Source organism: Acinetobacter sp. SK-43 (assembly GCF_015351505.1).
In the GTDB taxonomy this organism is placed as follows: Bacteria; Pseudomonadota; Gammaproteobacteria; order Pseudomonadales; family Moraxellaceae; genus Acinetobacter; species Acinetobacter junii.
The window spans coordinates 39,442-54,460 of record NZ_JADKPY010000009.1 but is presented as its reverse complement, the minus strand read 5'-3'; the positions used below and the strand labels follow the sequence as shown (position 1 = coordinate 54,460).

The following is a 15,019-nucleotide window of genomic DNA, read 5'->3' as shown; positions in this document are numbered from 1 at the left end:
CTCTTAAAGAATCTGGCAATAGTGTTCTTGTAGGGCATAGTTCCATTATTTCTGACAATACAATTTAAGTAAATCAATAATAGGGATGCAATATGATAAAGATTAGAAACTTTCCAGAAAATGCCCGAATTACCTTTCTCGGCTCTATTTTTAAGGATCATAAAAATAGTGAATGGAATATTCATATTGGTTTAGAAAATCACTATACCCATTTACCAGATTATGAAAAATATATGGTAAAACATGCTCGTTTTTCCAACATGCCACTATTAGCAAAAAATAGAAGATTTAATCAAACCAAAGAAATCCCCTCCTACAATGAATCGATCATCACCATTCAAATTGATGATTTTAACAATTGGAAAATAACAACAAATAAATCAGGACAGTACATATTTAGCTACATTGTGAGCGACTTAAAAGGTACATATAAGGATATTCAAATCCATTTACCACACATAGAACTGGCACGAGTTTTGTTTTTCCATAATGCTTATTTATCTAAGGCAGCTTTAGATCAAAGAAAGCTAACAACAGAATATTATATTGTCCCAGAAGAACATCAAACCATTATTCACGTTCATGAATTTTGCCGCTTTCCCCCCAATCAATATGATAGTGTTGGTATGCGTCGCCTACTGTCATGGATATTACTTGATACTGAGGCACGAGCGTCCTATGAAAGTATCTCCAAACATTTTTCGATTGAGCAAGTTAAAACTAAAACACAAACCTTTTGGAATTTCAATTTTGCACCGCCCTCACTAATAGGGGCTGAAATTACAATGAAAGTTTACTTCAGTGAAAAAAGCCAACAATATTATGTGAATGAAATCATTGGGATTGCTAATTTACCGACTGATATTTCTAATGAAGTGATTTTTTGTAGTCCAAAATTTACCGTAAAAAATAGTTATGAAAAAACAGGTGGAAACTCTGGAGGACGTAATACCTCCAACGATGATCCAACCATTGATGATGAAAAAGAAGCGGATAGTGATCGGAAAATTACCCAAATTGAATCTCCAAAAATCACTATGTCCCTTGCCAGTCCTTATGAAACAAAAAAGGCAACACTTAAACGTTCAGGTAAGAAAGGTATACCGAATCATAATGATGTTGAAATTCTACCTGATCATAGTGTGAGTACAGGTGAAGCCACGATCTTTGGTGAAATTGGCCGTGGAGAATTTGAGAATGTCCATGATGATAGTGATGACCTTGCATTTTTCATGAAAAGATTTGAAGCATTCAAAGTCATGGTTGAACAATTTGCATCACAACATCGTATTCAGCCCATCATTCATGTACATAAGCTGCCTGCGGTCAATCGTTCCAAGCTACATAGAACCCATGATGGTAATCCGAGGTGTATTATTGAAGTCCAACTTAGTTTTCAAGGCAAAAAATTTGTCATTCTGGAAATAGATACCAGTGATAATCTAAAGCCTCTTTCTACACTGATTCTCAAAATCTCAGATACAGATATCTGGAACGCACATTTTCCAACTTTTCGGAAACAAGTCGTTAAACGCTCATTGCGTTGGCCAACAGCCAAGTCTTTACAAGATATAGGGATAAGGAAAACCTTTAATCACCCACGAAATCTAGCCGAAATGACTGAGTCTGATGAGGAGTTTAAAAATTGGGGGAGACGACTAGAAGATGCTTTACTGTCCTTATCCTAATGATTTCTGACTCAAATTAGGGCATATCTTTACAGGGGTATTATCCTTTTTTAAGGATTAAGCTTGATGAAAATCTTTTATTAATTTAAGCTGCTCTTAGTTTTCTAATTTTCCTTAATTTTCATGGAATTCAATTTTGCATAATGGGCGATCTCAATTCAAATCTCATGGCTTTAAGTAGTTATGCACTAGATTCCACAAAAAAGGAAGACTTATTAGATCAATACCTACAAGAAACCTTATGTCAAATGATGGATGAGTATCATAAAAATCAAACTCCTATAGACATTGATTTTAGAAAACTGATTCATTGGTTACGAGCAGGCGATCAATTAACTCATCAAATTCACCCATACCCAGCGAAGCTATTACCTCATATTGCATATTTTTTTCTTAAAGCTCATAAAAATCTTACACAAAAATTGGTACTTGATCCTTTTTGTGGGTCAGGAACTGTAGCTCTGGAAGCCTCTATACATGGATTTTTACCTCTAGTTGCTGATGCAAATCCTTTAGCACTCTTATTGACAAAAGTAAAAACCACTCCCTATTGTATAGAGAAATTGATAAGAATTAAGGAAAAAATATCTTATAAATATATAAGGTATAAGGTCGCACCTACAATAGACATAGTAAATCCTGATTTATGGTATCTACCAGAACATAAAAAACAGTTAGAAATTTTATTAAGAACTATTGAAGAAATAGTAGATCAGGAAGAAAAAGCTTTTTTTAAAATTTGTTTCTCTTCTCTTACTAAAAAAGTTAGTTTCGCTGATCCTGCGATTAGTGTTCCAGTTCGCCTAAAAACTAAAGAGAAGTTTTCCCCTACAATAAATGCACGAATTAATAAAAGGTTGGATTGGATTAAAAGTGCTAATATTATTCAAGAATTTAATATTATTGTGGATGCTAACATTGAGCGAGTAATAGAAACAAATAATAAATATCCAAATCGTTCCACTGCTAAACAAGTTGGTATTGATGCAAGATCATTATTTACCAATCTTAATGATTCAATACCAATGCCAGATAATTCTGTCCCTTTAGTCATTACATCTCCACCTTATGGAAGTGCACAAAAGTATGTCAGAGCATCTAGTCTGTCTCTAAACTGGTTAGAACTTGCCTCTCCCAAAGAACTTCGCTCTTTAGAAGAAAAATCAATTGGGAGAGAACATCTAAGAAAGACACCTTTACATTTAGAAGAAAGTAATCTGCCTGAAGATTATGTTCAGCTCCTTAAAAAAATTGCTCATAAAAATGAACTGAGAGCTAGGATTACTCAAAAGTATCTAATTGAAATGTCTCAAGTTGTTGATGAAATTGCCCGAGTGACAGCACCTAATGGGCGTGTTATATTTGTACTAGGTAATAATCAAGTTTGTGGTGAAACACTAAGAAATGATAGATTTATCATTGAATGTTTCCAAAAACATCATCTAAAACTTAAATTAATTTTAATTGATGACATTAAATCAAGAGGTTTAATGACTAAACGGAATCGAACAGCATCTGTAATTTCTCGTGAAACGGTTCTAGTTTTTGAAAAATAGAAGAGTGTATTCCATGAGTATTACTTATTGTATGTAATCAGCTTGCAGCAAACTATGGATATTTTAATTTTTTAAAGGAAGATATGTTGAGACCTGACTTTCAACCTAAATTAGAAGCCTATAAAAACCAGCTCATGAAACTTAGCTCTCATGCTTGGGATTATGATAAGAAATGGCCAGAAATAGAACAATGGCTTAGTAATTTTACTGGTCGCTGTTTTCCAAAAGAGGAAGAATACCTATTAGCCCTGCATTTGCTTACACACTTTATCTATTTTGGTAATTCAACTATTAGAGAAATGCTTAAGGCTTGCTATGAAGAGCAATTTATTATTCCTTTAAAACAAGAAATACGTAAAGCAAATGGCGATACCACTGATATTAATTTGATCAACAGTTTATTAATTCAAGAGATCAACAAAACTCTCTTTATTGGTGCTGGGAATCCCTCTGAGAGCGGAGCACATTTGCTTTATTTTTTCAGACAAATGAATAATTTATCAAAAGAAAGGTTTTCTGACTTCTATGGAGCATTTTATAAGGATCAAATTTCAAATGAACTCCATCCACAATCAACTTTAATTAATAGGTATATTTTTTTTGACGATTTAGTTGCATCAGGTACCCAAATAACAGGCTATTTAAAAGATCGTTTGATACAAATTCGAGCTACTAATCCTTCAATCAAGCTCCAATTTATGTGTCTTTTTGCTACAACTGCTGGACTAGAAGCCCTAAATACCGTTGAAATGTTCAATGGGAATGCTCATTGCTTATTTCATTTAGATGATTCCTATAAGGTATTCAGTAAAAAATCTAGGAATTTTAAGTCAGTGAGAAAACCTAGTCGTAGAAAACTTAAAAAATTCTGTCAGGTCTATTCAACATATTTAGGCTTTGAGGAGCCACATAAATTAGGCTATAAAAATTGTCAATTGATGATTGGATTTTCATATAACACCCCTGACAATACTTTGCCAATATTCTGGGCAAAACACCCAGTTTATTGGACACCAGTTTTTGCTAGATATAGCAAAATATATGCTTGAGGCAATTATGAATTCTGTAAATCCTTTTGGTTCTCTTCGCGCAGCGGAATACACGGATGAACAAATAAATCACTTATGGGTTGATTTTGAGTATGATATTAAGTCCTCTATTTTAGATTTATCAGGTGCAACACCAAAATATATTTTCGGAGGAAAGGGGTCTGGTAAAACTCATATTCTTAGATATTATTCATATCTTGTTGCTAGACAACGGCAGGATAAATTAACGGGTGTAGAAGTCTTAGAGCAGCTGGGTGCACTTACTATTTTTTATAGATGTAATCACTTTGGGGCTTCTAAATTTGATTCTTTACCTGAAAACTTGAAACAAATAATCTTTCAAGCATATGTAGAATTAACTTTGTTTGAAGCAGTGGTCGAATGTTTAATTGATATTAAAAATACTACGACTGATTTAGCTTATAATGACGAAGATTTTCTAGCCGAAATTCGTAGAAATATTGGTCATGATTCTTTAAACTTAATACAAGATCTTGATAGTTTACGAGTATGGATTTTTGAACATAGAGTTCTAATTGATAGAAACTTGAATAAATTTATTTTTATTAAAAAAGTTGAGCTTTTTGAGTCAATATTATTGATAAATAACTTATTTAGCTTTATTAAGCCTGCAATAAATATATGGTCAAATGCTTTAACCAACTTTCCTTTAGTTTTCCTTATTGATGAATTTGAAAATTTAGAAAGTAATTATCAAAGTATATTTAATGATTTTGTAAGAATGGCTAATTCATTTGTATCTTTTAGAATTGCAACTAGACCTAATGGGGTTAGAACCAACACAATTACTGGTGTAAATGAGAGTAATCTAAGTGGTCATGAATTTCTAAAGATAAATTTAGATGAAATACTTATGAGTCAAGATACTAAACACTTTATAAATAATTTTATAGTCAATCGTCTTTATAATAATCCAAATATACATGTCAAGATTAATGCCAATCAATTATTTGATTCATTAGATACAAGTGACCTATTACAAGAAGCAATACGTACTTTGGATCTTCCTATTAATAAAATTCTAAAATTAACAAAAGAAAATTTTATTAGAAGTTTTCCTAGTGATTTTCGTCAATATGCTGATTCCACTTTTTCTGTACTTTGTGATGATATAGATGAGCTTATCCTAAAAAAACTTAATATTTTAAGATTTTGCAAAGAACGTAAAAATAGTACTAATTTCTTAGAAATAGCCCAACAGATTCATTCTGAAAGCTTAATATATAGAGAAAAAGAACAACGCCGAACTGGGAAATATGCAACTTCATTCAATCACTATAAGTATGATCTATTTGCACAGATATGCTTGGATGCTAGATATAAGACAAATATCCCATATGCAGGTTTTGAAACAATTTTCAAAATGTCATCTGGAAATCCAAGAAATGTATTAAATATCTTAAATAAGATATATGAGTTGTTGTCTTTTGAAGGAAAAAGTTTTTATTCTCAAGAGAGTATCGATATTGAGACTCAAACAAAAGCAATTAATCAAGCTGCTAAATATTTTGCTGAAGAGGATTCTAATTATGGTTCTTTAAGTGACAAGGCAAAAAAAGCAATGTTTAAATTCGCTGCCTATTTAGCTACAGCAAGATATGCATTAAATATCCCTGAGAGCTCTCCTCTTGCAGCAAGCTTTAAAGATGAAGATTTAAATAGAGAAGCAAAAGAAGTCTACAATCTTGCTGTAGAATTCTCTTTAATCCAAGAAATGCCTGATCCAAGATCAGATAGGAACTCAAAACAATTACACAAACTTATTAAACTCAACCCGATGCTATCACCTTTATGGAATTTGCCTGTAGTATATCGTGGAGATCTAACTCTAAATGCTGATATTCTAAATGCTATTTTTGATCCTGAAAATACAAGCTTTGATGAACATCTGAACAGAGTTAAACGGAAATGGAATTCTATACATATAGATCAATTAGATACGAACCTTAAACAAAATGTTGGATCTACTGCTAAGTTACCAGAACAAGGGAAGTTACCATTTTGAGTATTATTGATTACGATATTTTCTATCGGGAATCACTACCAGTAGAAAATAATCCTATTAACTCGACTCCTTTCGATATCTTTATATCTGCATTCAATGCTAGTGATAGAGTAAAAGAAGTTTTTGACAAAATTAATAGCACCCAAAAATATTGGCTAATCCATCCAGAATACCAATTTTCAGATGAAGAACTAACAGAAGTTCATGCAACAAGCATAATTAAACCTATAGAATTTGGTGAACAAGATCAAGTTAGCTCTTTAATATCCTCGATAAATATTACAGATATAGAAAACACTAAAATTTGTATTGATAGTACAGGCTTTATGAGAAATGTTTTAGCTCTATTAATAATTACTCTAGGGTATCTGGGATGTAAAAAAATTAGTGTACTTTATTCTGAACCAATACAATATATTGAGAACGAAAATACTCACTTCAGTATCTCGGCTCTTAAAGTCAAAGCTTTAGATGGAACTGCTATTACAATCACAACAAATGCTAAAGACTCATTAATAATGTCTATTGGTTTTGATCATGATTTAATGTCACAAGTTGTTAATGATTATGAAAGTGCCACTTTTTATCCTTTGTATGGTTTTCCCTCTTTAAGTGCTGATATGTTTCAACAGAGTGCTTTTAGATCGAGTAATATTATACCAATAAAGGAGAACGATTTAACTACTCGGAAATTCTTTGCACCAGCAAATGATCCATTTTCAACAGCTAAGCAAATTCAAAGGATTGTAGCTATAATTCATCACAGAGAACAAAATTTAAAACATAATATTTATCTTTGTCCTCTCTCGACGAAAGCACAGGTAATTGGTCATGCTTATTATTGGTGGAAAGAGGGACAACATCAAAGCCAGAATGGAATGATAAATATTATCTTACCCATGTGTATATCATATAAAAGAGAAACAAGTGTTGGATTGCGGCGAGTATGGCAATACACTTTAGAGATGTAGGTACTATCGTATAGCAAATATTAAAGGATGAAACTTTATTACTTCTACTTTTTGAAATACGAGAAGAATTTATAATATGGGATGAAACTTTATTTTTCTCAAGAATCTTGCTAAAAGCCTAAAATCAATAACTTGTATTGATTTTAGGATGATACTTTATTACTCAACCACATCGCCTTTCTTCCATTTCTTTTTAGAAACTTTTAATCGTATTAAGCAATATAACGACTGGTTTTATGATTCAATAAAATAATTAAATTTAAAATTACCGCACCCAAAATTGAAAATAGAATTAACTTCCAATCCACATAAAATAAGGATGCCAGTAAAATTGCAACATCGATGCCCATCTGTACTTTTCCAGCAGGAATTTTAAATCTCTCTTGCAGATATAAAACCAACAAGTTAATTCCACCTAAACTCGAACGATGTCGAAATAAGATCAAAAAACTGACTCCCATCAACACATTTGCAAAGATAGTTGCATAAATCGGATTGACATCAGACAACTGAAAAAAATGTGGAATGGTCTCTGTAAAGCTAGCCAGCAAAGCAACAGCAATGAAGGTTTTGACCACCAATCCCATACCCATCTTTTTATAAGCAAAATAATAAAATGGAATATTAATCAGGAAAAAGAGTACCCCGAATTTAATATCGGTCACATAGTGGATGAGTAAGGATAGACCCGCTGTACCACCTGTCATAATGCCCGCTTGCTGCAATAGCGTCATTGCAAAAGATAAGATGAAAGTACCGATTAACATGGCCAAGGCATCCTCAATCTTAGAATGCTGATCTATTGCAGACATGACTGGACTTACCAAAGATACATTTTGATCGGTATTCATAATGGTATAACTCAATAGGAGAACAACAGAAGGGAGAGATCTTTAGAAAAGATATGACATATTTGATCATTTTTATTTAATTTTCGCAATTTTTTCTTATATTTTTACCATAAATGCAATTTATATTCACAATAACGGATTTCGAATGATCAATCAGATATGAATATACAGCAATTTGACTAATCAGCTTTTAGCGTCATAGATCAAATTTTTTTATTTCATCGCGATGCCATTTTCTTTTAATTTTTCTAAAACAATTGAGGTATTTAAGTTACTTACACCAAAATCACTTGAGGACAAGATCCCAATCAGTTTTACCATTTCATCTAAGCTTTTAACAGCGACTTTAAGGGCGAAGTCATAACTGCCTGTAAGTTTATGAATATCTTTAACCGCAGGTTCTCTTAAGAGAAAGTCGACAAAGCGATCATGAGTCGCATCATTATAATTCTGCAATTTAACTTCAATAATTCCCATAATTGGTGTGGGATCTGCACTCAGAGCCACCTGAGCATAATATCCTGTAATCACTTTGGTCTGTTCTAAATGGATTCGTCGACGAGAACATTGCGAGGTCGAAAGCCCCACCAGCTCAGCCAATTCTTGATTAGCTAAACGACCATTGAGTTGTAAATGATGAATAATTTTTTTATCAAAATCATCTAATTCGTCAATCATACAACTCTCAAATAAATCTGGGTAAATACAAAGCATCACTCAATAAAGTGTAGCTTTTTTGGGATATAAACCACAAGTTTAAAGCAAAATACTGGAGGCTTCGATGCGATGCACGCCCTTTTGCGACATATCTTGCCATGCTTGTTGCAAAGAGCCGTTTAAATCAATTGCCTTGCAGGCATCTTCTATCACATAAGTATCAAAACCCAGTTCAGCAGCATCAATCGCAGTCCAAGCAACACAAAAATCTGTAGCAATCCCAACGATATACACAGTATTAATCTGATGTTCTCTCAAATATCCATTCAATCCAGTTGGTGTCTTACGATCTGCTTCCATAAAAGCTGAATAACTATCAATATTTTGATGGCAACCTTTTCGAATAATCAGTTGGGCTGTCGGGATATTTAAATGGGGATGAAATTCAGCATCATGCGTCCCTTGAACACAATGTTTAGGCCATAATACTTGGCGACCATAATCCAATTCGATGGTCTCAAAGGGCTTTTTATTGGGATGATTATCTGCAAAAGAAATATGTTGGTCAGGGTGCCAGTCCTGCGTTAGCACAATATGCTCAAATTTTTGTGCAAGTTGATTAATCTTCGGAATAATTTCATCGGCGTTTGCCACCGCTAAATTTCCTCCTGGCGTGAAACCATTTTGCACATCCACTACAATTAAAACACTTTGTTTTACTTGCTTGAGCATTTGATCACCCTATTTAAATTCCATCATTTTAAAATACGCTGCTGCTTGTTCTATGACTAGTCATGTTTAACTTTTTCAGCAAATGAAAAGAATTCAATACAAAGATCGATTAAAGTTTTCCACAGTTTAACTAAAGCATATTGTTCTTATGTCGCTGATCAGTCATAATTTGCATAATTGTCATTCAACTCACCATATTGATTGAGTGACGAATCAAAATACTGCAACCATCCAATATTTCGTTTCAAATACTTCAATCTCGGATGGGAAAATAGGATATTTTTTCAAAATGACTCAGCTAGCACAGAATATTCAAGGCTCAATTGTCGCAATCGTCACCCCTATGTATGAAGATGGCAGCGTAGATTGGAAGAGTCTTGAGAAGCTTGTTGAGTGGCACATCCAACAAGGTACTCACAGTATCGTTGCGGTCGGCACAACAGGCGAAGCATCGACCCTTAGTATGGAAGAACATACTCAGGTCATTAAAGAGGTGATTCGTGTTGCAAACAAACGCATTCCGATTATTGCGGGTACAGGTGCAAACTCAACACGCGAAGCGATTGAGCTGACCAAAGCTGCGAAAGCATTAGGCGCAGATGCAGCATTACTTGTAACGCCATATTATAATAAACCAACTCAGGAAGGCTTATACCAACACTATAAAGCTATCGCTGAGGCCGTTGATATTCCACAAATTCTTTATAATGTTCCAGGTCGTACGGGCGTGGATATGCAAAATGAAACTGTTATTCGTCTTGCAGATGTGAAAAATATTATTGGTATCAAAGATGCAACAGGCGATGTTCCACGCGGACAAGCTCTCATCGAAGGTTTAGCTGGTAAAATGGCTGTTTACTCAGGCGATGATGAAACTGCTTGGGAACTGATGCTACTAGGTGCTAAAGGCAACATCTCTGTAACTGCGAATGTTGCACCAAAGCAAATGAGTGACGTCTGTGAAGCTGCTTTAGCTGGCGACAAAGAAAAAGCTCAACGTTTAAATCAACAAATTGCAAATCTACACAATATTTTGTTTTGCGAATCAAACCCAATTCCTGTGAAATGGGCTTTGCATGAGATGGGTTATATCAGCACTGGTCTTCGTTTACCGCTAACCCCTCTCGCTGAACAATATCGTGAACCTATCCGTAACAGTCTAAAAGCTGCGGGAATAATTTAATACGAGCAATTTATGATGCAATTACGTCTTGGTGTTGTCCTTGTTATTTCAGCTTTAAGTTTGGCTGGTTGTGGTCGCTTTGCCCTCAATAATCACTCATTAGATTATAAAAATGCGAAAACACTGGAACCTCTCAAATTCCCTGAGAATGCAACGGTAAGACCATTTACACCATTGTATCCAGCTCCAACGGTTGATCCACTTGCGATTCAACATGCACCTACATTCGAAAATAAAAGTGGCAACCGTTACGCTTTACCTCGCCCTGATCCGATGCAGGCAACAGCGAATACCAGTGAAGCGACTTCAGCAACTTTAGGTCGCCCTCAACTTGTAATGGATGGCAATAAAAACCCATTACTTAAAGTTGAAGGTCCAACTGCTGCAGCTTGGCAATACACTTTCGCAACATTGAGTAGTCTCAACTATAAGATCGTCTCTCAAGCAGACAATGGTTATGAGGCGACAATTACTGTAGGTGATCAAAATTACCTACTCAAACTCTCTGCTGTTGGCTCAAGTAATACTGTTGCTCTGTTTAAGCTAGATACAACTTTTGCTGACCCTACTGTCGCAACTGAAGTATTAGCCCAGATTTATCAAAATTGGCCAGCCTAGTCGTTTACTAGGCATATTTTTCAAAAGGTTCCCCCATGTTAAAACAAACCTTGCTCTATACTGGTAAAGCAAAATCTGTGTATGAAACAGATAATGCTGACCACCTGATTTTAGTCTTTCGTGATGATGCCTCTGCGTTCAATGGCGAAAAAATCGAACAACTAGATCGTAAAGGCAAGGTCAACAACCGTTTTAACGCCTTCATCATGGAGAAGTTGGCTGAAGCAGGTATCGAAACTCATTTTGAAAAGTTACTTTCTCCAACGGAAGTACTTGTTAAAAAGCTTCAAATGATTCCTGTAGAGTGTGTCATCCGCAACTATGCTGCTGGTTCACTTTGCCGTCGTTTGGGTGTTGAAGAAGGCAAAGAGTTAACGCCTCCTACATTTGAATTATTCTTCAAAGACGATGCTCTTGGCGATCCAATGGTAAATGAATCGCAAGCAATCGCTTTAGGTTGGGCAACTGCCGATCAACTTGAAAAAATGAAAGAACTTACTTACCAAGTGAATGATGTACTTAAAGCATTATTCGATGCAGGTAATATGATTCTTGTTGATTTCAAACTTGAATTTGGTGTGTTCCATGACCGCATCGTATTGGGTGATGAATTCTCTCCAGACGGTTGCCGTTTATGGGATAAAGATACCAAGAAAAAATTAGATAAAGACCGCTTCCGTCAAGGTTTAGGCGGTGTGGTTGAAGCTTATGAAGAAGTTGCTGCGCGTTTAGGCATCAACTTAGATGATATCTAATCATTTTAAGCATTCATGATTTATAGAAAACCAGCTCCTTTGAGCTGGTTTTTTTATGTCTTCATTTTGACTACTGCTGATAAATAAGTTTACCTTCTTTATAGGTCGCCAAAACTTTAATTTTTTTGATTTCTCGGCTTGGTACAGTCAGTGGGTTCTTATCTAAAATCACTAAATCGGCGAGCTTTCCTTGCTTTAACGTACCCTTATATTGATCTTCAAAATATTGATAAGCAGCCCAATCCGTCATCGATTTTAAGGCAAGATAAGGACTTATACGTTCATCGGCACCTAGAACATAATCACTACGCGTCACGCGATTGACTGTAGCATCGAGCATCATCATGCTATGTGGTGGAACAACGGGAGCATCATGGTGTTCGGTAAAGATTAAATTTTTCTTTAGTGCAGTTGCTGTTGGGGAAATATGTGCTGCTCGCGTCTCACCTAGTGTTTGTTGGCGATGCCAATCCCCCCAATAATAGGTGTGTAATGAGAAGAACGAAGGAATAATATCTAAAGCCTTCAATTGGTCTAGCTGATCATCTCGAATCGTTTGCGAGTGAATCAATACACTTCTGCGGTCTACTTTACCTTGTTTTGCCGTAGCATCTTTGACAGCACCTATAAATGATCTATTGCCGTATCTCCATTGGCATGAGCGAGCACTTGCCAGCCATGTTTGAAGGCTACATTAATATATTGATCGACCTGTTGATCGTCTTTGATCGCTGGATAGCCTTTATAATTTTTATCTTTACCTTCAGGTGGAATCTTATAGGCTTGAGTTAACCATGCCGTCTTACCTTGAGGTGAACCATCTAAACTGATTTTAACGCCACCTATACGGAAGTGATGATCGTATTGTCGGCTACTTCCTTGCTTAAGCATATATTCTTGGCTAGTGGTGATATCAGGATAAGATACGACATCTATCGGAAGTTGATTTTGCTTGGCAAGCGCCTGCCACATCTCCGTCGTACCTTGATATGCTCGTCCCTCTTGTACTGTAGTGAAACCATTTTTGACATAAGCATCAAGACCTTTACGAGCAATTTCAAACATCACTTGCGGTGGCACATCTTTGAATATTGAACCAATCGCAGTAAATAATGCGGACTCTTCCAGCACCCCATTAGGAACATTCGAATTTGCTTCTCGACGAATAATTCCCCCTGCTGGATTTTCAGTATTTTGATTGATATTTAACAAGGCTAGTGCTTTGTGATTCACTGAAGCGAGATGCCCTGATTGATGTAAGATCATCACGGGCTGATCTTTGGAGACTCAATCTAAATCGGTTGCTGTCGGATGACGCTGTTCACTTAATTGCGCATCATCATAGCCATTTCCCAAAATCCAGCCCCCCATCGTTTGAATGACTTGAGGATTTTGCTTTTTCCATTGTGTTAATACTTGAACCAAAGAATCAATATCAGAAACTTGACCGTCTGGCGCAGGATAAAGATTTGCAACCATCTGATGGAATCCAACCATATTTACATGGCTGTGTGCATCAATAAAACTTGGCAAAAGTGTTTTATTTTTTAAATCAATGGATTGAACATTCGAATTTGCTAAATTCTCTGCTTGTTTTTTTGAACCAACAAAAAGGATCTTTCCATCTTTAACCAGTAAGGCTTCTGCATATGTTGGCGTCATACCTTCCATCGTTAAGATCGGACCACCAAAGAACAATTGTTCTGACCGATCTTGATCAAGTGGAGTACTTGCACAGCCTGATAAGGTAAAGGCGATGATTGTTGCTGTCGTCAGTTTATTCAAATTTCTAAAAGTCATAGCTTAAAAACCATATTTTTATTATGCCTTTTTAGATTAAAGCGCATTATTTCTGATATAAAAAGGCATAACTTGTTATTTTTGTAATGCTTGATAAATTTTTGAATCAATAAATAGTTTAAACCATTGATCAATAGCTATTTCACCAAGCTGATTTGAATAAAAAAACACTTTTTGCTTATGACTTCGCCTTTGTCGCCAACCAACACAGTATAGAACCGACACACACCATCAGCGCACCATACCAAAAAGAAAGACCTAATGGCGTACTCAGTAACAATGCAGCAAAAAAAGCGGAAAGCACAGGAATAAAATAAGATGCTCCTGCCAGTAATGTCACATTACCATGCAAAATTCCAACATTCCAAGCTGCATAGCCGAAGCCCATCGCAGCAGCAGCAAAAACCAAGGAAATAGAGGATGACCAATCAAAAATAAAGCCATTCCCACCCATCACAAGATATTTAATCCAAAGCACGATCGAAACCAAAATAAAGAATAAAGTAATTCCATTTACTCCCTGAGCGATTCGTGCGGTAAGGGTACAATAAGCCGCCCACAACAATGTCCCAAGAAATGCCAATCCATAACTCAGTGGGTTCTGTTGAATATTGTTAGCCATGCCAATCAAATCAAATCCTTGCTCTCCTCCCAAAACCCAACAAATACCGAGTAGAGAAACAACGAAGCCAGGAATGATCAGAAAATTTGCTTTTTGTTGATTAAATAAAATCGCCGCAACCATCGTGAAAGTTGGCCATAAATAATTGACCATTCCAACTTCAATTGCTTGTCTATTTGTTTGGCTATATCCAATTGAAAGTGAAAGACAAATTTCATAGGCGACAAATAAAAAAGCACCCCAAATCAAATAAGTTTTTGGAAAACTTTTGAGAGGCGTCCAACCAACAGAAAGTAATAAGAATATTGAAGCAAGTGTATAGATTAATGCCGCACCACCAACTGCACCAAACTGAGTACTTACTTCTTTAATGAGCGCAACAATTAAACTCCAAAGTAAAATGGCAAGCAGTCCAATCAGTGTTGCTGTTTTTGAGTTCATATTGATATCAATTGAATCTTGGAACCAAAGCAACATGCCATCAATCGGGACTAAAATGCTGCTTAGGTAA

Annotated in this window: 12 protein-coding genes and 1 pseudogene; 8 read left to right on the top strand and 5 right to left on the bottom strand. The window is 35.4% G+C overall.

Features of this window, described 5'->3' with window-relative positions; translation table 11 throughout:
• The first annotated feature begins 92 nt into the window (after positions 1 to 92).
• The 5 genes from IRT38_RS03425 to IRT38_RS03405 all read left to right on the top strand — a co-directional run bounded on the left by IRT38_RS03425 (position 93) and on the right by IRT38_RS03405 (position 7,290).
• Positions 93 to 1,688: a Tn7-like element transposition protein TnsE gene (locus IRT38_RS03425; protein WP_194596958.1), complete on the top strand. Its 1,596-nt coding sequence runs from the start codon at positions 93 to 95 to the stop codon at positions 1,686 to 1,688.
• A 143-nt stretch (positions 1,689 to 1,831) separates the two neighbouring features.
• On the top strand, positions 1,832 to 3,244 hold the full coding sequence (locus tag IRT38_RS03420; protein ID WP_033523413.1) for a hypothetical protein: 1,413 nt from the start codon (positions 1,832 to 1,834) through the stop codon (positions 3,242 to 3,244).
• An 86-nt stretch (positions 3,245 to 3,330) separates the two neighbouring features.
• Positions 3,331 to 4,293, top strand: a complete 963-nt coding sequence (locus IRT38_RS03415) for a hypothetical protein (protein ID WP_409514086.1) — start codon at positions 3,331 to 3,333, stop codon at positions 4,291 to 4,293.
• Entirely contained in the window at positions 4,265 to 6,319 is a 2,055-nt protein-coding gene (locus IRT38_RS03410; RefSeq protein WP_194596956.1) for a hypothetical protein, read from the top strand. Before IRT38_RS03415 ends, IRT38_RS03410 begins: the two co-directional genes overlap by 29 nt.
• Positions 6,316 to 7,290 (top strand): hypothetical protein, encoded by a 975-nt coding sequence (locus IRT38_RS03405; protein WP_079378922.1) that lies wholly within the window; start codon positions 6,316 to 6,318, stop codon positions 7,288 to 7,290. Before IRT38_RS03410 ends, IRT38_RS03405 begins: the two co-directional genes overlap by 4 nt.
• 212 nt (positions 7,291 to 7,502) lie before the next feature.
• On the opposite strand, the gene IRT38_RS03400 is transcribed toward IRT38_RS03405, so the two are convergent.
• The 3 genes from IRT38_RS03400 to pncA all read right to left on the bottom strand — a co-directional run bounded on the left by IRT38_RS03400 (position 7,503) and on the right by pncA (position 9,530).
• Positions 7,503 to 8,141, bottom strand: a complete 639-nt coding sequence (locus tag IRT38_RS03400; protein WP_004910249.1) for a YitT family protein — start codon at positions 8,139 to 8,141, stop codon at positions 7,503 to 7,505.
• Between the two features lie 213 nt (positions 8,142 to 8,354).
• Positions 8,355 to 8,819: an Lrp/AsnC family transcriptional regulator gene (locus IRT38_RS03395; RefSeq protein WP_004910252.1), complete on the bottom strand. Its 465-nt coding sequence runs from the start codon at positions 8,817 to 8,819 to the stop codon at positions 8,355 to 8,357.
• 78 nt (positions 8,820 to 8,897) lie between these two features.
• On the bottom strand, positions 8,898 to 9,530 hold the full coding sequence (gene pncA, locus IRT38_RS03390) for a bifunctional nicotinamidase/pyrazinamidase (protein ID WP_004951129.1): 633 nt from the start codon (positions 9,528 to 9,530) through the stop codon (positions 8,898 to 8,900).
• Positions 9,531 to 9,819: 289 nt separating this feature from the next.
• Here pncA and dapA point away from each other — a divergent pair, with 289 nt between their 5' ends.
• From dapA to purC, 3 genes are read left to right on the top strand one after another with little or no spacing between them, the layout of a single operon-like run.
• The gene (gene dapA, locus IRT38_RS03385) at positions 9,820 to 10,713 is read left to right on the top strand and encodes a 4-hydroxy-tetrahydrodipicolinate synthase (protein ID WP_194596955.1); all 894 of its coding nucleotides are present in this window, start codon (positions 9,820 to 9,822) and stop codon (positions 10,711 to 10,713) included.
• Between the two features lie 15 nt (positions 10,714 to 10,728).
• A complete protein-coding gene (locus IRT38_RS03380) occupies positions 10,729 to 11,331 on the top strand; it encodes a lipoprotein-34 precursor (NlpB) (protein ID WP_194596960.1) in 603 nt (200 codons plus the stop codon).
• A gap of 35 nt (positions 11,332 to 11,366) precedes the next feature.
• Complete coding sequence (gene purC, locus IRT38_RS03375; protein ID WP_005403468.1) at positions 11,367 to 12,086, top strand: phosphoribosylaminoimidazolesuccinocarboxamide synthase; 720 nt, start codon at positions 11,367 to 11,369, stop codon at positions 12,084 to 12,086.
• Positions 12,087 to 12,156: 70 nt separating this feature from the next.
• On the opposite strand, the pseudogene IRT38_RS03370 reads toward purC, so the two are convergent.
• Both IRT38_RS03370 and yddG read right to left on the bottom strand, forming a co-directional pair.
• Positions 12,157 to 13,886: pseudogene (locus tag IRT38_RS03370) on the bottom strand (amidohydrolase).
• Positions 13,887 to 14,064: 178 nt separating this feature from the next.
• The gene (gene yddG, locus IRT38_RS03365; protein WP_194596954.1) at positions 14,065 to 14,949 is read right to left on the bottom strand and encodes an aromatic amino acid DMT transporter YddG; all 885 of its coding nucleotides are present in this window, start codon (positions 14,947 to 14,949) and stop codon (positions 14,065 to 14,067) included.
• Positions 14,950 to 15,019 lie beyond the last annotated feature (70 nt).